Here is a 19,952-nt window from a genome sequence, read left to right as displayed (position 1 = left end):
AATATTTACCAATAGAGAAAACCAGACAAGAACAGCTAAAATAAATCACATATTTTGATAAAAAGCGCGGCGCAGAAATTTTATCAATTTAAATGACGCGCTTTTTCAATTTACGTGGCTCGCTACATTCAATAAATTTGAATGCTAAGCTCTAAATATTGCTCTATTACCAGAAGATAATAACTCATAGAATCACTATATCGTGATTAACAAGTGAATTACCAAAAGTTAATTTAAGGAATAAAAATGAGTAACGTTCTGGTTCTTAAATCCAGCATTATGGCGCAGCATTCACATACTAACCAAATGGCAGATTTCTTCATTGAAAAGTGGCAAACCAATCATGCTGATGACACCATTAGGATGCGTGATCTGGCCGCACAACCCATTCCTGTTCTGGATAATGAACTGGTTCATGCATTACGCCCAAGTGGCAATGAAATGACTACTCGCCAAAAAGAGGTATTAGCATTATCTGACGAACTGATTGCGGAATTGCAGGATAATGACATTATTGTTATCACTGCGCCGATGTACAACTTCCACATTCCAACCCAACTGAAAAGCTATTTTGACCTGATAGCACGTGCTGGCGTGACTTTCCGTTATACCGAAAATGGCCCTGAAGGTTTGTTAAAAGACAAACGGGTAATTATCTTGACCAGCCGTGGCGGCATCCATAAAGACGGCCCCAGTGATCTATTAGTGCCTTATTTGCGTCTGTTCCTGAATTTCATTGGTCTCACTGATGTAGAGTTTGTTTTTGCCGAAGGTGTAGGGTTAAGTCTTGATGCCGCAAATCAAGCGCAACAAACTGCCCGTGAAGTTTTAGCAGCAATAGCTTCCTGATAGCCACGTTTTTGTTCATAATTCATACATTATCTATATTTATATTGCTGTTTTTTGCGCGTCATTCGACGCGCTTTTATTTCTTCAACCATTTACCATTAATACCAAGCACATATTCACCAGGTTCAGCTCTGTTCACCAGTTTTTCGCCAGTAAGTTTGGCCACTTGTTCTGTAGAAATATTATTGCCAGCCGCAATTTCTGCGTATTTTTCTTTGCGGGACTGATTAATCTCTGCCACTAAAGCCTGTACCTGACTATCTGCTTTTACTATAGCCAGATAACCACTGAACGTTTCACCCACCAGCCCTTCCTGCTTTGCTTCATTCAGGGTCATTCCTCCCACAAAAGGGCTGAACAATATACTTGCCAATAATAATATTCCCGTACCTGTTATCTTCATAATGCCACCCCCCCTAGAATAAACCCGTGTTACTCTTGAGCATCTCTTCAACTTGCCTGTCTACTTTTATCTGAATTTCATGCTCAATTTTGACATTCATATTAATATTAATGGGCTTCTCAGGTGTTGCCACTTCAAGGCGTATACAACCTGACAGTATTAAAGATCCCATTGATAGTAAGAACAGCTTTGTTCTGGTTCGTTTTGTCATTTATCACTCCCATTTAATACAGATATATTCTGCTGTAACCAATCCTCAAGATTGTTGCCAAACCGTAAGCTACGCCATAAGTGAAAGATGTTCTCTTCATGATGGTAATTCAGCTTGACTTGCCGTTTTTTATCCCTTAATGAATTAACACCTTGAATTTCAGCATTAAGTGTCAAAACCCCTAAATTATTAAGACTGACTTGCGCCCGTAAGCGACTGATCTCTAAATAGCGTAACCAATCCATAGCGGCGCCTGCGGAAATATTATCTTTGTTAATGGAATCTACCGTATCTTTATCCAGACGTAAGGTCATATGGTCGATATTGGTAATCCGACCTTGCTGAACTATCCAGCGTTCATTGTTAATAAACAACGGCAATTTTCCGCTGATTTTGCCGGACATCGCAAATTGTTTAACTTTCAACACAGTAAAAAGGCGACTTAACTCCAATTTATCAAGCGTCAAAATAGCCGGATGATGCTGAGGAAATCTTAATTTATCTAGGTTAATACGCCCATCCAACATACCTACATTTACATTAGTCAATTCCAGTGGTTTTTGTTCCGATGGCGGATAAAATCCCTGTAAATCCGCCGTTAAATTATGCATTTCAAACAGATTATTAATTGTTTTCACTCGTAGCTGAACCGGCGATTTAACACCAAATTGCCAGATACCATTTTTCAGCCGCCACGGTAAGACAAAATCAAGGCCGCTGATTTCACCATCTTTAAGCCACATGCTGCCATTTTTTACCACCCAGTGACCACCCGCGACAAAACCTTGCCCTTGTGTGGCAGAAAAAGCGGCCTGTGCATAAAGATCACCTGAGCGCAAGTTTATCCCTAAATCTTTAGGTACCAACGGCTGAAATGCAAGTAAGGATTGAGTAGGCCAACGCGCTTCACCACGCAATCTTGCTCCATCCCAACGACTGTAAAAAGGGATCGGGCCAATATTTCTTGATGAAAGATCACCATTAACAATAAAGTTGTTCGGGCTTTTCCCTGTCAATTTTGCTGTCAGTTCAGTGGGGGGCAGAAAGCCACCGGACCGAAACGATATTTTCTTCGTTGCCAGTCGTAACTCACCCTTAAAGGTGGGAGATTTCTCTGAACGTTGCCATTCCAATGGCTTTGTTAACTGTAGACGCGGCATATCCACCTGAATCATGCCGTGTTTAATAACATTAAAGCCGGTAACCATTTCGTTGACGCTAATCAATGTGTCACGCCAGCGACCTTTTCCAGCGATATCCCATTTAGCCTGTAGTGACGGCAAATCGCCATCTCCCCAATAGTTCCAACGCCAATAGCCTTTATCCGGCATAAAATTCTCGGCATGACCATCAAGATGCAAACGGAATTTTCCCCAATCACGGTGTTGTGCATTAACAATCGCCTGTAACCGGCCAGTAAAACCTTCACGTGTCAGATAAGTTCCCGCTAACGGTGATCGAGCATCTTTAACAATAAACTTATCGGACAAACGCCCCCAAGTCCGAAACAACGAACCTGACTGGAAAGTCATTCTCGGATTAACCAGCGGACCACTAATTACCGCAGGCAATGACATAGCCATAATCATATCCTGCACATTAATCTGACCTGTTAATTGAAAAGGAAGTTGCATATTTAACGAGTTTATCCGGCCCGGTTTTATGGTTAACACTATATTCGCTTTACCACGTTTCCCCTGCGTGACCAAATTTATACGGCCACTAATCAGCAGGTTATCCAATCCTTGTTGCCAATGAGCAATCTTAATATTCACTCCACCCGCAAGAGGTTGTCCCGCACTCGTCCACCGCCATTTACCATCAGTAATATCAAACTGGTCTTGGTTAAACTGCCAAGGTAATTCAGCCAAAGGTACTACCGTCCCCTCTTCTCTGATAATAAGTTTGCCGGATTTCCCTTGCCAACCTAACTTGATATTTAGCGGGTGCGTATATTGACTGGCAATAATTTTACCTTTTACTTCACCATGAGGAGGTAGTTTGTCCACATTAAGTGGTAAAGTCACTTCACCATTAAGGCTGACTTCCTGTTCTGGTAATTTAATTGCCAGTTGGTCAATAAATAACGATTCCTTACCATAAATATGCGCTGACAATTTAACATTCTTTCCCTGATAACTCAGTTTTTGCTCCTGAGGAGAGGAATTGAATTTTAGCTTTCCGGCAAAATCTTGCCAGAGATGAAAAGAAAAATTATCCACAGATAAACTTCCTTGTGGAATAAGAGCTAAAATATCAGCAACAGACAATGGAGCAAGACCCTGAGTAGATTCGGGCAACTGATTTAGGCAATGGATATCTCCATTAATATCTGCGGCATTTAATTGCCAATGATAACTGTTATCTATCTCTGAATATGGGTAACTAACAGATAATCGCGATACACGAATGAGCCTGCAATCTTTCACCTGCAATGAAATATCAGCCAGTTGCAAAGCCCCTTTTTTCCATTCTGGTTGTTTCAATGAAACCGTCATACCTGGAGGTAACCAATGACTGGTGACTTTAGGCAACCAATGAGGAATAGAAAACCATCCCGCCGCCATCAGCAATACCAGCAACATCAGTATGGTAATGAATATCTTTAACCCTTTGGTTATCAAGTTCTTTCCTCTCCTTATTAAGTCTTAGATCGGTTACTTCTATTGTTATTCCATAATTTAGCAGACAAACCTTAAACTAAGATATTGATTATTAAGCAAATTATGTTGAACATATAGGGGAACAACAAGCAATACACTTATAGAGTTAATTAATTTATTGGTTTATTTAACCCTTTACGTCAGCAATAATTTAAGCCTAAAACAATTTATTAGCTACTTAAATTATAGCGGAGATAATCCCATGAAATTAGTCGTTTACAGTACCAAACAGTATGACTATAAACACCTGGAGCAGGTCAATAAAAAGCTCGGATTTGGTTATGATTTCGAGTTTTTCGACTTCCCTCTCAGTTCAAAAACTGCCAAAAACGCTATTGGCGCAGATGCTGTTTGTATTTTCGTCAACGATAATGCTGACCGTGAAGTGCTTGAAGAATTGGCTGAAATGAATATAAAAATCCTCGCGTTACGTTGTGCAGGTTTTAATAATGTCGATCTGGATGCGGCTGAAGAATTGGGCATTCAGGTTGTACGAGTTCCAGCCTATTCTCCTGAAGCTGTTGCTGAACACGCAGTCGGATTAATGTTGTGCTTAAACCGCCGTATTCACCGAGCTTATCAACGTACCCGTGACGCCAATTTCTCTCTTGAAGGCTTAATTGGTTTCAATATGCACAACCGTACAGTAGGAATTATCGGAACCGGTAAGATTGGTATTGCTACCCTACGTATTCTTAACGGATTTGGTATGCGTCTGTTAGCTCATGATCCCTACCCCAATCAAACTGTTTTGGAGCTCGGCGCTGAATATGTCGATCTAGATACGCTGTATGCACAATCCGATGTCATATCCCTTCATTGCCCGTTAACACCAGAAAACCATCATCTGCTAAATGAAGTTGCTTTCAGCAAAATGAAAAACGGCGTAATGATCATCAATACCAGCCGAGGGGCTCTGATTGATTCCGTGGCAGCCATTAATGCATTAAAACAACAAAAGATTGGCGCTCTGGGTATGGATGTTTACGAGAATGAACGCGATCTCTTCTTTGAAGACAAATCTAATGACGTAATTCAGGATGATATTTTTCGTCGCTTGTCTTCATGTCATAACGTGCTGTTTACCGGTCATCAGGCATTTCTGACAGAAGAAGCCTTAACTAGTATCAGTGAAATTACGCTGGGAAATATCCAGCAATTACTCAACGGGAAAAATTGCCCGAATATTGTTAGTAAGTACCCTTAAAATAATATATATAGGAGATAAACATGAAAAAAATATTACCTTTGGCAACAGCAACTTTATTGTTAGCCACATTCCAAGCTTCAGCGACAGAAAACGTGTCAGTAGATGATTTACAACATAACAAATTTGTCCTGGTGAGCGTTAATGGCGAAGGCGCGCAAAATCAAGATGGTCGCGTACCAACTATTGAATTCGGTGAAAAAATGCATATTTCTGGTTCCATGTGTAATCTCTTTATGGGTCAAGGCAAACTGAAAAATGGTGTACTGACCGTTAAAAACCTGGCCAGCACCCAGATGCTTTGTGCTGATGATAAACTGAATCAATGGGATTACTTGATTGGTAAAGTATTAGCCGATGGCGTTAAAGTGAAGTTAAAAGGTCAAAAATTGACACTATCTCACTCTGATAATACATTGGTTTATAAACTGAAAGACTAAGTTCAGTAATTAAAAAACTTATTTATAAAGTTAGCATTAAATATTTAGCAGAGTGAAATTCCTTGAATGGACTCAAGATTAAACTCTGCTTGTCCAAGTATTTTATGTTTTATTTAGATGCCGGAAAATACTTTCCGGCATTTCTAGACATAATATCTAAGCAACAAATTTATCACTAACATTGAAATTTTAAATATTATAGGAGAACTAAATCGACAGAAATAGATAATGTAATTTATTTTTAACTTATTCCTTCCAATTTAAATAAAGAGTTATGCACTTTTACATTTAATAGATAGTTTACTAACTAAATAAAAGGAAATAATTTATGTCTAATATTACATCGACAGATATTCAATTTATCGACCTCATGAACGAAATGCGTCAACACGCAAAACGTACGTTAAATGATTCTAAAACTGAACAATTCTCACCATCGACACCTGAACTCCAAACATACGCAAATATGCTTGGAGAACAATACGAAAGCGTAGATATTACCGAAAATAAGGAAATAGATGGTATTATTAATCAATTGAAAGATTCAGTGAAATCTGGTGCTAATTCAACAACAAACATTTCCAAGGCAAGTGTAACTGATAGCACACAGAAATATCAGGAAGCAATTGCCACTGATCCAGACAACGCAGACCAAGACTGGATCGATAACATGAATAAATCTCGTCAAAGAACTAAAGATGAGAACAACAGACAAATTGATACAAGTTACGATAAAGCCATTCAATTTGGGTTACAATTTCCTAACGCCAGAGCAGCAATCCAAAGTTTTATGGAAAAAACTAATGCATTCTTCTCCAGTTTGTTTGGCAGGCTTTCAAATTTTATACTTGATGCAGCCAGGCAACTCTCTGAATGGATAAGCAGAGCATGGGAATCAATTAAATCGTTCTATGATAAAATTAATGCTTGGGTTTCCGGTGCTTTGTAATTAACTAATAATGGTTCGAATTAGTTCGAACCATTATATTCACCTCAGATACAACCTAGAAAAATTAATTACTTATTAGGCAATTTAATTCTGGAAATAATCGCCAGTCTATCCATATAATATTCCGCATTACCCCATAACCAACTCTGCTCTTTACTGACATCATCTTCAGCTAAAATACTTCTTAACTCACAGGTCATTACATCATAACCGTAAACATAAAGCCCAAACTGTAACGCCTCATACATTCTGGCTTGCCAAAAAGAGGTGCCTTCTATTATTTGACTTATATTTGAAGCGACAACATCATAGGTTTTAATCAGATAGTGGAAAAAGATTTTAGCGGCTAAATCACTTAATGCTGCTTTATGCTGCGGCTTCCTCGTTCGCCACACAAGTATCTGCGAAGCGGGACGACAGTTAAGCACCAGGTCACTTATTACAATCACTTTATTGTAATAAACCACTTCTTTTGTTTCATCACTAAGTAACGCTAATTCAAAGTAAGGCTCATCTATATCATCCAAATCTAACCGGTTATCAACCCTGATCAACCGGTAACCTGGAGGAAAAATGAGTTCATCCACATCATGCACAATATTAGTACCAGAGGAATCAAGAGCATCATACAGAACACGATTGAACTCTAACTCACTCAATTGGATGAAATCATTGGTAATCTTTTCTATGTTTCCCACATGTATTGGCATACTTTATGCCTCCTATAATAGACCACAGGTTCAATTACCTAATGGTAATAGTATAGACGCAATTATATACAATCAACCTTTAGTTTATTCTTGGCGGATACACCCATTGGATAGCTTAGCTCTGGAGCAAGCACCAACGAGGGAAACACATAAAATAATTTGTTAAATTATAGTTAGTTAAATCATTATTAAGGTTTATTAATAATATGGTCTTCCCACTCCACAACATCAATTTCCCGTACAGCAATATACCTAACTGAAATTCTTTCGCTATGCATCGCTGATTTGGAACCTTTAATCAGAGGATGCCACGGTAACAATGGCTTCCCTTCTTCAAGCAAACGATATGCACAAGTCTTTGGCAACCATTCGAAAGTCGGCAAATTATAACGGGTTAACTTGATACAATCCGGCTCATATCTGAAACGATCTTCGTAATTTTTGCATTGGCACGTTTTTATATTGAGCTGATTGCAAGCAACATTAGTAAAATAAATTTCATCGGTATCATCATCCATCAATTTATGTAAGCAACACTGCCCACAACCATCACATAATGACTCCCATTCTTCATCCGTCATCTGATCTAGAGTTTTTACCTGCCAGAAAGGCTGAGACATAACTTCTACTATTCCTTATATTATTCAAATCACTCTGGTAATGAGTGAATTATCATTCAGAGTAACCTTTAACACATCACCGGCTTCCAGTGCTCCAACACCTTCCGGTGTGCCAGTGAGAATCACATCCCCCGGCCGCAAAGTGAAAAAGTGCGACATATGGCTGATCAGGGGAACGATTGGTGTCAACATATCACTGCTATCACCGTTCTGCCGTAGCTCATCATTGACTGTCAGTGAAAACTGGACATTCTGCGGATCACCAAAATGGCTTATTCGAATAAACCCAGATATCGGGCAAGAACCATCAAACGCCTTACTTTTTTCCCACGGTTGACCTGCTTTCTTAAACTTAGATTGCAAGTCACGCAAGGTGAGATCCAACGCAACAGCAAAGCCGGCTATCGCGGCGCTAACTCGTTCTTCATTTGCCTGTTTCAACGGTGTACCAATCAGTACAGCCAGTTCAACTTCATGGTGAACGGCGCCAAAATCCTTTGGAATTGCAATTGGCTGATGTATATCACACAGTGCAGTTTCTGGCTTAATAAAAACGACTGGCTCTTCCGCTGGCTGAGCTCCCATCTCTTTAATATGTTTAGCGTAATTACTACCAACGCAAACCACTTTATTGACAGGAAGATCCAGTAATGCCCCCTGCCAGTCTCTGTGTTGATACATATTCGTTCCTCACTCTGGTTTATTAGGCAACACACCCATAATTATAGCACTTATTGCCACATCTCATCGGCCACCACGCCAAGACTAATCGCAAAATAAGGAGCACAGGAAACGGAAAGAGGTTACCGCTATTCAAAGGAAATTTTTCCTCTAAAATACAAACCTGATTGTTGTCCTTTAAAAGCACGGCTCACTGTGAATATTGTGGTGGTTAATAAAACCGCGATGACGATTAACTTTGCTCATCAAACTCTTGGATTCTTCTTATTTTTCCATCTGGTTCAGATGTGCATTCATTAAGTTTTCAACCGGAGGTGGGATTTGCAGGTAAAAACCTTGCTCAATTAACGATATTTTTACCTTTTCTATATCAGCGCCTGCCAGTTTCTTTCTGTCTGCCAGAGAGATCATCATTGTATATTGAGGCTGACCAAAACTTTTCAGTAGCTCTTCGGGGACGCGAGAGAAATTATCTCTTTTTTCAACATAAAGGTATGTTTGCTCTCTTTTCGGGCTTCTGTAGATCACACAAATCATTATAATAAACTCTTTTAAATTCAGGTCACAACTTGCTTGAATAATTCAGTAATTATAACATGTTTATTGTATTTCAAAATATCGTATCCCAGAGGTTGTTCTGGGGTGATCTCAAATTTGCTGAATCTGAGTCAGGATAGATGTCACAGTCGCCAATTGAGCTAAAAGGCAGTAATTTTACGCTTTCGGTTGTTCATTTACACAGTGACCAACCAGAAATCATTCTACAGGCCCTACAGGAAAAAGTGGAACAAGCACCGGATTTCCTGAAAAACGCGCCTGTCGTCATTAACATCTCCGCTCTGCCGGCAGACGCTGATCTGAAAGCGCTGCATCACGCTATTGATTCAGCAGGATTCCGTATTGTCGGAATGAGTGGTTGTCGTGATGAGCAACAACGCAGAGCGGTAATACAAGCATCCTTACCACTACTAAGCGAAGGTAAAAAACAAAAAGCCTCAGCAAAGGAAAATAAACCGGCAGAACCTGAGATTAAAAAAACTCGCGTAATTAATTTACCAGTTCGCTCAGGTCAAAGGATTTATGCCCAAGGCAGTGATCTTATTGTCACCAGTAATGTAAGCGCTGGCGCCGAGTTGATTGCCGACGGCAATATTCACATCTACGGCATGATGCGTGGTCGGGCGTTAGCCGGTGCATCCGGTGATCAGGAGTGTCTGGTTTTTTGCACCCATTTAAATGCAGAACTTATCTCTATCGCAGGGCAATATTGGCTCGGCGATAAAATCCCGACTGAATTAGCAGGAAAAGCCGCAAAACTTAGCCTGGTAAATAATGAATTAACTATTGAACCTTTAATCTAGCCCTTTTAATAAGGAATCACTTCATGGCACGCATTATTGTTGTTACATCAGGTAAAGGTGGCGTTGGCAAAACCACTTCAAGCGCGGCCATTGCTACCGGCCTTGCTCAAAGAGGTAAAAAGACCGTCGTTATCGATTTTGATATCGGCCTGCGTAACCTCGATCTGATTATGGGATGTGAACGCCGCGTAGTTTATGACTTCGTGAACGTTATCCAAGGTGACGTCTCGCTTAATCAGGCATTAATTAAAGACAAACGTACCGAGAACCTTTATATCTTGCCTGCATCACAAACCCGCGATAAAGACGCTCTCACCCCTGAAGGCGTTGAGAAGGTTTTAGTTGATCTGGACAAACAAGGTTTCGATTTTATTATCTGCGACTCCCCGGCAGGGATTGAAAGTGGCGCGTTGATAGCGCTCTATTTTGCTGACGAAGCGATCATCACAACAAATCCTGAGGTCTCTTCCGTACGTGATTCGGACCGTATCTTGGGTATTCTGGCTTCTAAATCTCGACGAGCTGAACGGGGTGAAGATCCCATTAAAGAACACCTGCTATTAACTCGCTATAACCCAGGCCGTGTGAGTCGTGGTGATATGCTAAGTATGGAAGATGTTCTGGAAATTTTATGCATTCCTTTAATCGGTGTTATTCCAGAAGATCAATCTGTACTGCGTTCATCTAACCAAGGAGAGCCGGTTATTCTGGATACAGAGTCCGACGCAGGAAAAGCGTATACAGATACTGTTGAACGTTTATTAGGAGAAGAACGTCCTTTCCGTTTCATTGAAGAAGAGAAAAAGGGCTTCTTAAAACGCCTATTTGGGGGGTAAAACATGGCCTTGCTAGATTTCTTTCTGTCGAGAAAAAAGACGACAGCAAATATCGCTAAAGAGCGGTTGCAAATTATCGTGGCAGAGCGCCGCCGTGGTGATTCTGAGCCTGCTTATCTGCCTGATATGAAACGAGATATCTTGGCGGTAATCTGTAAGTACATACAGGTAGATCCAGATATGCTCTCTGTGCAATTCGAACAGAAAGGTGATGATATTTCCGTGCTGGAACTTAATATAACATTACCTGAGACAGAAGAAGCTCAAAAATAACGCAGAAAGGCAGCTGTTTTATCACTACCGCCATCAAAGTAACCAAGCTCATTATATTATATGGCAGTCTGAGGTGGGGTAACCCTAACGGGAACCCCTTTCTCACGCATTAGCCTGTCATCAAGCTAATGCTCTGATATGGATTAATCAGGATAGTTCGCCAGAATCTCTGCAACAGGTTCAGCCAGCAACTCTCCCCGCCATCCACTAAGCAGCTCAGGCTTGCCATTTAATTGTTTCAATTTCCAATGAGCACTGAGTAATTGATTAATCTGACGACGAGATGCCAATAATTCAGAATTAAATCTGTGCTGCTCACTTACCTGATGGATCAGCGCCTTAATATCCTTAAACGCTTTACGATAACCAGGTTGATCAATCAGGTTCGTCACTGGCGGCGGGCATTCGCTTTCTGGAATATTTCCACTTTCAGCGACCATTGCCAATAGACGACGACCATGACAACGAATCTCCTGCCCACTTAACCCTAACGCATCCAACTCTGCCAGAGAAGTTGGCATATAACGTGCTACCTGCCACAGGTTTTCTTCACGAATGACGAAGTTCACGGCTAAATCGCGTTCTCTGGCCTGATTCAAACGCCATGCGGCCAGTTTTTTCAAACACGCAAGCTGTTGGGGACGTAATTGACAGATGTTGCCTATCTGTTTATAAGCACATTCCGGTTCTAATATCTCTTTACGACGTCGGCTGATAAGCTGACACTCACCGGTCGCAGCCTCCATATATCCAGCCTGCGCTGTTGCAGTCATCAGGATATCCGCCAAAGGCAACAGATAATAAACATCCGCAGCCGCATATTCGCACTGTTTTTCACTTAACGGGCGGGCAAGCCAATCAGTGCGGGATTCGCTTTTATCCAGCTCGACATGAATATACTCAGCCACCAGCGCGGCAAAGCCACATGAAAGCGGGTGCCCAATAAAAGCCGCCAGAACCTGAGTATCAATCATCGGCTCTGGCAAACATTGAAAAGCATTCAGAAAAACTTCCAGATCTTCACTACCGGCATGCAACAGCTTCAATATTTGAGGATGAGTAATTAACTCACGAAAAGGTTGCCAGTTGGTGATATTAAGTGGATCAATCAGAGAAAGTTGTTCGCCATCATACAGTTGTATCAAACCTAATTGTGGATAATACGTCCGTGTGCGTACAAATTCAGTATCCAATGCTACTTTTGAGTATTTTTTTGCCCTTTCGCAAACTTGCTGCAACTGAGCATCTGTGGTGATCAACTGATAATTCAAAACATAGTTCTCTTAGCCATTCATGGAATAAGCACGACAACGCCGGCTGATACCGGCGTTGTCGTGCTTATCAATATTATGAAGAGGATCTCAGGCTATAGCTACATTCCTGACCTTTTCCTCTTCATCACGCAGTTCCCTGCGAAGAATTTTACCTACATTAGACTTAGGCAATTCATCCCGGAACTCAATGATCTTCGGTACTTTATACCCTGTTAGATAACGACGGCAATGGGTTCTAAGCTCATCCTCGGTCAAACTAGGATCTATCCGAACCACAAACACTTTGACAGTTTCACCGGAACTTTCGCTTGATACACCTATTGCTGCTGACTCTAGCACTTTAGGGTGAGCTGATACAACATCTTCAACTTCATTAGGATACACATTGAAACCAGAAACCAAAATCATATCTTTTTTACGATCTACGATATGAATGGAACCCTGTTCATTAACATTCGCAATATCACCCGTTGCTACCCAACCATCTTTCAACACTTCTTCTGTTGCATCAGGGCGATTCCAATAACCGACCATCACCTGTGGGCCACGTATCCACAATTCTCCCTGCTGACCCATCTCTACCTCATTCCCATCATCATCCACAAGTTTGATTTCCGTTGAAGAGACCGGAAAACCAATACTGCCAGTATAATGTTTCGAGTTATAAGGATTACAGGAAACCAAAGGTGAACATTCTGTCAGACCATAACCTTCAAGCAGATTGGTGCCTGTCACTTTTGCCCATTTCTCAGCAACCGCTTTCTGTACCGGCATACCACCACCAACAACCAGACGCAGCGTAGAAAAATCAAGCTTCTTAAATTCTTCATTATTCAACCAGGCGTTAAACAACGTATTTACCCCAGTGACAGAAGTGAACGGATAACGACCTAATTCTTTAGCCGTACCCGTAATATCACGCGGGTTAGTGATCAGAAGATTGCACCCACCCAAATAAATAATTAACAAGCAATTCACCATTAACGCAAATATGTGATAAAGAGGCAACGCCGTAACAATCAGCTCTTGGCCTGCACGTAATAATGGAGAATAAACCGCTTTTGCCTGTTCAAGATTTGCCAATATATTACGGTGAGTCAGCATAGCTCCCTTAGCTACGCCGGTAGTGCCGCCGGTATATTGCAGAAAGGCCAAATCATTGCCGTTAATCTCTGGTTTTACATATTGCATGCGATAGCCCTTCTGTATCGCACAACGGAATGAAATGGCATCAGGCAAATTATACTTCGGCACCAACCGCTTAATGTATTTCACCGCAAAATCGACCAACGTACCTTTAGGTCGAGATAGTTGGTCGCCCATACGCGTCAAAATAACATGCTTAACTTTAGTATTAAAAACGATCTTTTCCAATGTATGGGCAAAATTGGAGACGATCACAATAGCGGAAGTGCCGCTATCATTAAGCTGATGTTCAAGCTCACGCGGCGTATACAGCGGGTTTACATTTACGACAATCATACCTGCGCGCAGAACACCAAACAGTGCAACGGGATATTGCAGCAGGTTTGGCATCATCAGAGCAACGCGATCCCCTTTACTTAATCCCAAACCATTTTGCAAATATGCTGCAAATGCCCGACTACGCTCTTCCAACTTACGGAAGGTCATAATCTCACCCATATTGATAAATGCAGGTTGATCTGCATAGTGCGCTACGGCATTTTCAAACATCTCAACCAATGATGCATAACGATCCGGGTCAATTTCCGCAGGAACATCCGCCGGATAGTGTTTTAGCCAGACTTTCTCCAAGGTAGTACTCCTGAAATTTTAATTGCTATGTTATCACTCGCCTAATAAATAACGCACGCCTTGATTTAACAAATTATTAACTCAGCGTACCAGTTTAAAAAAGAAACATTGTTCAGGTTGAGATACACATCACTAATTTCATGTTAATCCTTATACATAAAAACAAAGAGAATGGTGTCGTCTGTGAATTATTTTTAATTATCAGTATATTATTGCTCTAGTTAATATTTAACTTAGTAGCTATTGGTTATACATTGACCTACTTATTTTTTGCTTAAGATAGCATTTTTGAAATAGCATTTATTGCTTTCCTCTATTCCAATACGCTATTAAAAATATATTGGTAATAAAAAATGATTATAAATAACATTACAGTCAGAAGGGCAACCTATGAAGATAGTGCAACTATCAGAGATATAGAGCGCCAAGCAGCTTCTCTTTTTCCAGAAAAACTCTTACCAAAAACACTTGGTGACCAGACCCTATCCACGTATGAAATTGAGTCAGGTATTCAGGAACAGCAACTTTGGGTTGCTGAAAGTGATCAAAAGCTGGTTGGATTTGCGCTAATCCGCCGTTTAAATCAATTGATGCTGCTAACCGAGATTGATGTATTGCCAAAATATAATGGCCAAGGTATTGCCAGTACCCTGCTTAGCCTAATCATTGAGCAATTAGCACAGAACAAGGAAACCGCTCTTTATCTCACAACTTTTCGTGATTTTATGCCAAGCCGTAAATTATATGACAAATTCGGTTTTGTCATACTACAACCGGATGATATTCCTGATGAACTAAGGAAAATTCTGGCAGAAGAGATAGCTGCGGGTTTGGGGGCAAGAATTGCAATGAAATTAACGATCAATCCAAAGATAGATAGGAAATAATAGATAAATTACCGCCACATATTATTGCGGCGGCTCAAACTGGAAATAAAGTTACAATGTCACAAGGTGCATATTAACAACCCCGATTGAAATATAACTCTACCTAGTCAAAATAGTCTCAACAGGCGCGGGATCGGGGTAATACCAATTCCATCCCCAACCTGAATAATATGGATAGCCATAATAATTCCAAGGCCCCGGACCGTAAGGCATCAATACTCGCTGAACAACTTTCCAACGTTGATAGCCCATCGCATTAATCACAACATAATCGTAATCCGCACAACCAATTTTTCCCTTTTTTAATCCCACTATCGGACCTACGATAGTGACGTAATTTCCTTTAAAATCGTCAGGATCAAGGAAATCATTTACATAAGCATAGATACGGCCAAGAGAAGGCTCATTCAGCTCTGGACTGGCATCCGATGCTAATGGCAATGACGATATTTCCAGACGAGTACGGTGATTTTCATTCACTACACCAAGTACCTTGCCGCCGAATCGTCCTTCCTGACCGATAAACAGCTCAGGCGTACTCTTAACAGAAAGTAGATCTTGAACAGGTGTTGGTGACGTTCCTTTTACTGAATCAGGAACGGTAATACAGCCTGTAAGCATTACAGCGCCTAACAAAATTAGCGCCTTAATACTCGTCCGGTAGTTTATTACTCTTAACATAACCACCTTCTCCCGAAAATTGTCCCAATCATTAAGTTTAAAATAACTCTGTCTATTCGATACTCTCTTTTACTACAAGTTTCATAAATCGATACTTAACGGCCTGGTAATTTTTTCCAAGTAACTTCATTACGCAAGTATACCGGTTCAGCATGTTCAACGGCCGTTACCTCACCGTTTTGCCACATCTGTATCGCCAGAGGCAACATATCTTCAGCATGAGGTAATGTGATACTACTATCAATTAGCGTTAAATGACTTGTCATCAACTGAGGATAAGCCTGCCAGCCAGTACCCGCAACTACCCAATCGCCACTCAACGAAGCCATGAATGCCTGAACCTGTTCCGGTTTCAACACGGCTTCTGTTTCACTTCCTTGCCATTCACCTTGCTGATTACGGATATATTTCCCCCAGTAAACTTCTCCCATCCGGGCATCAATGGCGGTTAATACCTGAGTTGCACCTAGCAGACGAAAAACACCTTGAGCCATTGCATTGAGCGTTGACACACCAATCACCGGCAGTTCAGCCCCCAGAGCCAAGCCCTGAGCAATACCCACACCAATGCGTACACCGGTAAAACTACCCGGCCCACGGCCAAAAGCTAAAGCGTCAAGCTGCTGTAAACTCATCCCGGCTTCTGCCAGAACAGATTGAACCATAGGTAAAATACGTTGCGTGTGTTCACGTGGAGAAATTTCAAACTGCGCCAAAACGGCACCATCATTCCAAAGAGCAACAGAACAGGCTTCCGTTGCAGTATCAATAGCCAGAATTCGTACAGGCATGCCTTAAGCACCTCGGCAAGAAATATAATCCAAAATAAGGCGCTATTTTATCATAACCCTGTCGATTTTACCCAGTTGGCAGCCATATGAAGGCCATTACCCTTTGCCATATGTACACAGGGTAATTGTGTCTTTATGAATTATCAGATAGAAAAAAAATTCAGTTTACCTGTACTCCATCGCTTCCTAACGTGATTTGCTATTACAATATGGAGCGATTCTTAATCATGTCACGCGATAGCCTGAATTCCGTTCTTCTTAACTATCGTAAGCAACCTCAGGGCTGGACCTCCGGTTTTTTTGTTCCACGCTCCCAGTCTGATATAAGATTTTTGCTCACATTCAAATATCGGGCAAAAACAGGCTGTGACAAATGCTCCCGCTCACGAAGAGAACGTATTTCCTCTGGAGAGAGCGATTCTATGGGAGTCAAACAGGCAGCATCAAACTCACGCATGGTTTGCTTATTGCAGCCCCTATTTCGCTTAGTGCCTCCATCGTTTCGTGAATTGCAGCAAACGCATCACTACGATATTTTTTAACCATATTTAGTCACCTCCGAAAAATGACCTTTTTTAATTAGCCTGGCTAATTGTTCATCTGATAACCCTAGAACGTGGGACGCCATCTTCTTAAACTGTATCTCTTCGTCATATTCAATATTAGATCTGTCACTTTTAGCAAACTCATAAACAAAAAAAGCACGCTCTGCGGTCTGGTACAAAATTACCGTGCGAAACCAGAAATATTAGGAGATTGCCGAGCTTGCAGGAAAGCGACCGCTTTCGTTAAATCTCGGGTTCGTGGCGAAGGCGGCAAACTATTCAAAAACACTTCACCATATGGACGCATCACTAAACGATTATCACAAATGACAACAACGCCATAATCATCAATATCACGAATAAGCCGCCCGACTCCTTGTTTCAGGCTAATAACCGCATCCGGCAACTGAACTTCGTTAAATGCATCGCCACCTCTAAGTTGGCAATCTTCAATACGGGCTTTTAGCAGTGGATCATCCGGCGCCGTAAAGGGCAATTTATCGATAATGACACAGGAAAGCGCCTCGCCGCGCACATCGACACCTTCCCAAAAACTGCTGGTTGCCACCAATAAAGCGTTGCCGGCGGCAATAAATTGCGAAAGTAGCTGACCTTTGCTGGTTTCACCTTGAACCAAAACCGGCAATGTCATATTGGCACGGAACTCTTCAGCCAGACTGCGCATCATCTGGTGTGAAGTACATAAAAAGAAACATCGACCTTTATTGGCTTCAATAAGTGGTTTGAGCATCTCTGCCAACCATTTTGCACTACCAAGCTGATTTGGCGATGGTAGATGACGGGGAACGCAAAGTAGTGTCTGACTTTGATAATCAAATGGACTTGGCAGTAATAACGTTTTCGCCTCTTTTAAACCTAGCCGTTCAGTGAAGTGGGAAAGTTGCTCATTAACAGAGAGTGTAGCTGAGGTGAACACCCAACAACCTGATTGCTCATTAATTATTTCACTAAATTTGTCGGCAACAGACAGCGGTGTGAGTGCTAAAAGAAAATGGCGACCATAACTTTCAAACCAATAGCTATAACCGGGGATAGTCACCTCTTTCAAGCGCTTAAGGCGGTTACGATAAATTGTTGCCCTCTCAAATGCCGCATCCAACATAACTGAACGCCCTAAAGATAATTTCATCACGTCATAACAAAGCTCAAGCGCATCATCAAGCAATACTAATGCTCGCTGGACTTGCGGATTTTGCAATAACTCCCGCAAATTACCCCGATACCCGTTCTCTCCCAACGCCAGCCGGAAATCTTGCGTACTCTGACTCAGGCGATCCGCGCTCTTTTGTAATTGAACTTGATCCCGGACTTCCGTGCGATACGCCATAATGATGTCTCTGGAGAGATCCATCAGTTGGCGGCTACTTAATTGCTGACCAAAATATTGACTGGCGATATCAGGGATTTGATGCGCCTCATCAAATATTTTGACTTCTGCTTGCGGGATCAACTCGCCAAATCCCGTTTCTTTCACGACCATATCCGCCATAAACAGATGATGGTTAACAACAATAACATCCGCCTCCATTGCCCGACGACGAGCTTTGAGAACAAAACATTCCTGATAACGCGGACAATCACTACCCAAGCAGTTATCGTTCGTACTGGTGACCAACGGCCAAACCTGGCTATCTTCCGCCACTTGGTGACAAGTACTGATATCACCCTCTTCAGTTTGTGAAGACCAGCCTCTTAGTCGAACAATATCTGACAGAATTTCTGCTTCCAATTGCCCGCCCCCAAAAGAGTGCTGTTCCAATCGTTCCAAGCACAGATAATTTGCACGGCCTTTCAACAACGCCAATTTACCGGTGAAATTAATTGCTTCAGCAACAGTCGGTAAATCACGATTATAGAGCTGATCCTGTAATGCCTTAGAACCTGTGGAAATGATAACTTTCTGCCCAGAACGCAACGCGGGCGCTAAATAGGCAAATGTCTTACCTGTTCCCGTACCTGCTTCTACGACCAATTGTTGATGGTTTTTAATCGCACACTCAATAGCCACTGCCATTTCTCTTTGAGCATCACGGGGTTTAAAGCCTGTTATTGCTTTAGCAAGGGCGCCATTTTTCGCAAAATCGTCTGACACAAATCGTCTCTTTCAATAGAATGAATGGAGATTATGCCAATAGTATGTTCTGATCACCACCCAAAATCAGGCAGATAGTCATTCACAGAAAGGAGTATCCATGACAATTAAACGTATTGATCCTCAAGATCGCTGGTCTGAAGCGGTAGTTTACAATAAAACTATTTACTACACCGCCGTACCGGAAAATCTGGATGGTGATATTACTGAGCAAACAGCGAATACACTGGCCGCTATTGATATTATGTTACAGCGTCTCGGTTCTGATAAAAGCAAAATTATCGACGCCACTATTTTTCTGGCTGATGGAAAAGAGTTTGCTGGCATGAATGCCGCCTGGGATGCATGGGTTGTAGCAGGAAATGCGCCAGTACGCTGCACCGTTGAAGCTAAACTAATGAACCCCAAATATAAAGTCGAAATAAAAATTATCGCAGGTATTTAATATTAATTTTGGGATATTCTCTATCGCCTCCATTTATATTTTAATTATATGGAGGTTATTCAGAATATCCCAATAGATGTTACTAATGTAAATAAGATATAACTTTCTCCATTAATTTAGTTACAATAACATTTTAAAATAAAATATTAATCGACATTTTCATTAACTATATTATTCATTGTTCTAAATGGAATGTTATAAACTCAACAACTCTAACCTTCCTCTTGTGCCTTGAAC

General features: G+C 41.3%; 23 protein-coding genes. 10 read left to right on the top strand and 13 right to left on the bottom strand.

Annotated features, from left to right (window positions below; translation table 11 throughout):
* The first annotated feature begins 246 nt into the window (after positions 1–246).
* On the top strand, positions 247–849 hold the full coding sequence (locus EAE92_RS19920) for an FMN-dependent NADH-azoreductase (protein ID WP_214069338.1): 603 nt from the start codon (positions 247–249) through the stop codon (positions 847–849).
* A gap of 76 nt (positions 850–925) precedes the next feature.
* Here EAE92_RS19920 and EAE92_RS19915 read toward each other — a convergent pair whose 3' ends face one another.
* From EAE92_RS19915 to EAE92_RS19905, 3 genes are read right to left on the bottom strand one after another with little or no spacing between them, the layout of a single operon-like run.
* The gene (locus EAE92_RS19915) at positions 926–1,252 is read right to left on the bottom strand and encodes a YdbL family probable chaperone protein (protein ID WP_214069337.1); all 327 of its coding nucleotides are present in this window, start codon (positions 1,250–1,252) and stop codon (positions 926–928) included.
* A gap of 13 nt (positions 1,253–1,265) precedes the next feature.
* A complete protein-coding gene (locus EAE92_RS19910) occupies positions 1,266–1,463 on the bottom strand; it encodes a YnbE family lipoprotein (protein ID WP_214069336.1) in 198 nt (65 codons plus the stop codon).
* The gene (locus EAE92_RS19905; protein WP_214069335.1) at positions 1,460–4,087 is read right to left on the bottom strand and encodes a YdbH family protein; all 2,628 of its coding nucleotides are present in this window, start codon (positions 4,085–4,087) and stop codon (positions 1,460–1,462) included. The genes EAE92_RS19910 and EAE92_RS19905 overlap by 4 nt, the downstream gene beginning before the upstream one ends.
* A 241-nt stretch (positions 4,088–4,328) precedes the next feature.
* On the opposite strand from EAE92_RS19905, the gene EAE92_RS19900 reads away from it, so the two are divergent.
* The 3 genes from EAE92_RS19900 (at position 4,329) to EAE92_RS19890 (ending at position 6,722) form a co-directional block, all read left to right on the top strand.
* Positions 4,329–5,333 carry a 2-hydroxyacid dehydrogenase gene (locus EAE92_RS19900; protein ID WP_214069334.1) on the top strand — a complete coding sequence of 335 codons (1,005 nt, stop codon included), beginning with the start codon at positions 4,329–4,331 and terminating at the stop codon, positions 5,331–5,333.
* A gap of 23 nt (positions 5,334–5,356) precedes the next feature.
* Entirely contained in the window at positions 5,357–5,773 is a 417-nt protein-coding gene (gene hslJ / locus EAE92_RS19895) for a heat shock protein HslJ (RefSeq protein ID WP_214069333.1), read from the top strand.
* Between the two features lie 328 nt (positions 5,774–6,101).
* Positions 6,102–6,722, top strand: a complete 621-nt coding sequence (locus tag EAE92_RS19890) for a hypothetical protein (RefSeq protein WP_214069332.1) — start codon at positions 6,102–6,104, stop codon at positions 6,720–6,722.
* A gap of 68 nt (positions 6,723–6,790) precedes the next feature.
* Here the strand turns inward: EAE92_RS19890 and EAE92_RS19885 are convergent, their stop codons facing one another.
* From EAE92_RS19885 to EAE92_RS19870, 4 genes are all read right to left on the bottom strand, one after another.
* Positions 6,791–7,432 carry a hypothetical protein gene (locus tag EAE92_RS19885; protein ID WP_036775594.1) on the bottom strand — a complete coding sequence of 214 codons (642 nt, stop codon included), beginning with the start codon at positions 7,430–7,432 and terminating at the stop codon, positions 6,791–6,793.
* 188 nt (positions 7,433–7,620) lie between these two features.
* Positions 7,621–8,052, bottom strand: a complete 432-nt coding sequence (locus EAE92_RS19880) for a cysteine cluster protein YcgN (RefSeq protein ID WP_214069331.1) — start codon at positions 8,050–8,052, stop codon at positions 7,621–7,623.
* A 24-nt stretch (positions 8,053–8,076) separates the two neighbouring features.
* The gene (locus EAE92_RS19875) at positions 8,077–8,733 is read right to left on the bottom strand and encodes a fumarylacetoacetate hydrolase family protein (RefSeq protein WP_214069330.1); all 657 of its coding nucleotides are present in this window, start codon (positions 8,731–8,733) and stop codon (positions 8,077–8,079) included.
* A gap of 264 nt (positions 8,734–8,997) precedes the next feature.
* Complete coding sequence (locus EAE92_RS19870) at positions 8,998–9,270, bottom strand: YcgL domain-containing protein (RefSeq protein ID WP_036775587.1); 273 nt, start codon at positions 9,268–9,270, stop codon at positions 8,998–9,000.
* Positions 9,271–9,410: 140 nt separating this feature from the next.
* Between EAE92_RS19870 and minC the strand changes: the two genes are divergently transcribed.
* Genes minC through minE form a run of 3 tightly spaced genes read left to right on the top strand, consistent with a single transcriptional unit; the run spans position 9,411 to position 11,203 of the window.
* The gene (minC, locus tag EAE92_RS19865; protein WP_036806368.1) at positions 9,411–10,094 is read left to right on the top strand and encodes a septum site-determining protein MinC; all 684 of its coding nucleotides are present in this window, start codon (positions 9,411–9,413) and stop codon (positions 10,092–10,094) included.
* Positions 10,095–10,117: 23 nt separating this feature from the next.
* On the top strand, positions 10,118–10,930 hold the full coding sequence (gene minD / locus EAE92_RS19860) for a septum site-determining protein MinD (RefSeq protein WP_036806371.1): 813 nt from the start codon (positions 10,118–10,120) through the stop codon (positions 10,928–10,930).
* Between the two features lie 3 nt (positions 10,931–10,933).
* A complete protein-coding gene (gene minE / locus EAE92_RS19855; protein ID WP_036775580.1) occupies positions 10,934–11,203 on the top strand; it encodes a cell division topological specificity factor MinE in 270 nt (89 codons plus the stop codon).
* A 143-nt stretch (positions 11,204–11,346) separates the two neighbouring features.
* Here the strand turns inward: minE and rnd are convergent, their stop codons facing one another.
* Positions 11,347–12,474: a ribonuclease D gene (rnd, locus tag EAE92_RS19850; RefSeq protein ID WP_214069329.1), complete on the bottom strand. Its 1,128-nt coding sequence runs from the start codon at positions 12,472–12,474 to the stop codon at positions 11,347–11,349.
* A gap of 90 nt (positions 12,475–12,564) precedes the next feature.
* On the bottom strand, positions 12,565–14,253 hold the full coding sequence (gene fadD, locus EAE92_RS19845) for a long-chain-fatty-acid--CoA ligase FadD (RefSeq protein WP_214069328.1): 1,689 nt from the start codon (positions 14,251–14,253) through the stop codon (positions 12,565–12,567).
* 353 nt (positions 14,254–14,606) lie between these two features.
* On the opposite strand from fadD, the gene EAE92_RS19840 reads away from it, so the two are divergent.
* Positions 14,607–15,140 carry a GNAT family N-acetyltransferase gene (locus tag EAE92_RS19840; RefSeq protein ID WP_214069327.1) on the top strand — a complete coding sequence of 178 codons (534 nt, stop codon included), beginning with the start codon at positions 14,607–14,609 and terminating at the stop codon, positions 15,138–15,140.
* A 99-nt stretch (positions 15,141–15,239) separates the two neighbouring features.
* On the opposite strand, the gene EAE92_RS19835 is transcribed toward EAE92_RS19840, so the two are convergent.
* Positions 15,240–15,821, bottom strand: coding sequence for a Slp family lipoprotein (locus EAE92_RS19835; RefSeq protein WP_214069326.1), 582 nt, complete (start codon positions 15,819–15,821; stop codon positions 15,240–15,242).
* Positions 15,822–15,916: 95 nt separating this feature from the next.
* Positions 15,917–16,612 carry a tRNA (adenosine(37)-N6)-threonylcarbamoyltransferase complex dimerization subunit type 1 TsaB gene (gene tsaB, locus EAE92_RS19830; protein WP_105398271.1) on the bottom strand — a complete coding sequence of 232 codons (696 nt, stop codon included), beginning with the start codon at positions 16,610–16,612 and terminating at the stop codon, positions 15,917–15,919.
* A 227-nt stretch (positions 16,613–16,839) separates the two neighbouring features.
* On the opposite strand from tsaB, the gene EAE92_RS25465 reads away from it, so the two are divergent.
* Positions 16,840–17,154 (top strand): hypothetical protein, encoded by a 315-nt coding sequence (locus tag EAE92_RS25465; protein ID WP_425516795.1) that lies wholly within the window; start codon positions 16,840–16,842, stop codon positions 17,152–17,154.
* Here EAE92_RS25465 and EAE92_RS19820 read toward each other — a convergent pair.
* Both EAE92_RS19820 and yoaA read right to left on the bottom strand, forming a co-directional pair.
* Complete coding sequence (locus EAE92_RS19820; protein WP_246545306.1) at positions 17,151–17,336, bottom strand: type II toxin-antitoxin system RelE/ParE family toxin; 186 nt, start codon at positions 17,334–17,336, stop codon at positions 17,151–17,153. The genes EAE92_RS25465 and EAE92_RS19820 overlap by 4 nt on opposite strands.
* A 2-nt stretch (positions 17,337–17,338) precedes the next feature.
* Positions 17,339–19,270, bottom strand: a complete 1,932-nt coding sequence (yoaA, locus tag EAE92_RS19815) for a DNA repair helicase YoaA (RefSeq protein ID WP_214069325.1) — start codon at positions 19,268–19,270, stop codon at positions 17,339–17,341.
* A 100-nt stretch (positions 19,271–19,370) separates the two neighbouring features.
* Between yoaA and EAE92_RS19810 the strand changes: the two genes are divergently transcribed.
* Positions 19,371–19,715, top strand: coding sequence for a RidA family protein (locus EAE92_RS19810; protein ID WP_214069324.1), 345 nt, complete (start codon positions 19,371–19,373; stop codon positions 19,713–19,715).
* The last annotated feature ends 237 nt before the right edge of the window (positions 19,716–19,952 follow it).

This window comes from Photorhabdus hainanensis (genome assembly GCF_018448965.1).
GTDB classification, from domain to species: Bacteria; Pseudomonadota; Gammaproteobacteria; order Enterobacterales; family Enterobacteriaceae; genus Photorhabdus; species Photorhabdus akhurstii.
The sequence above is the reverse complement of the archived record's forward strand: the minus strand, read 5'-3'. Positions and strand labels throughout refer to the sequence as shown.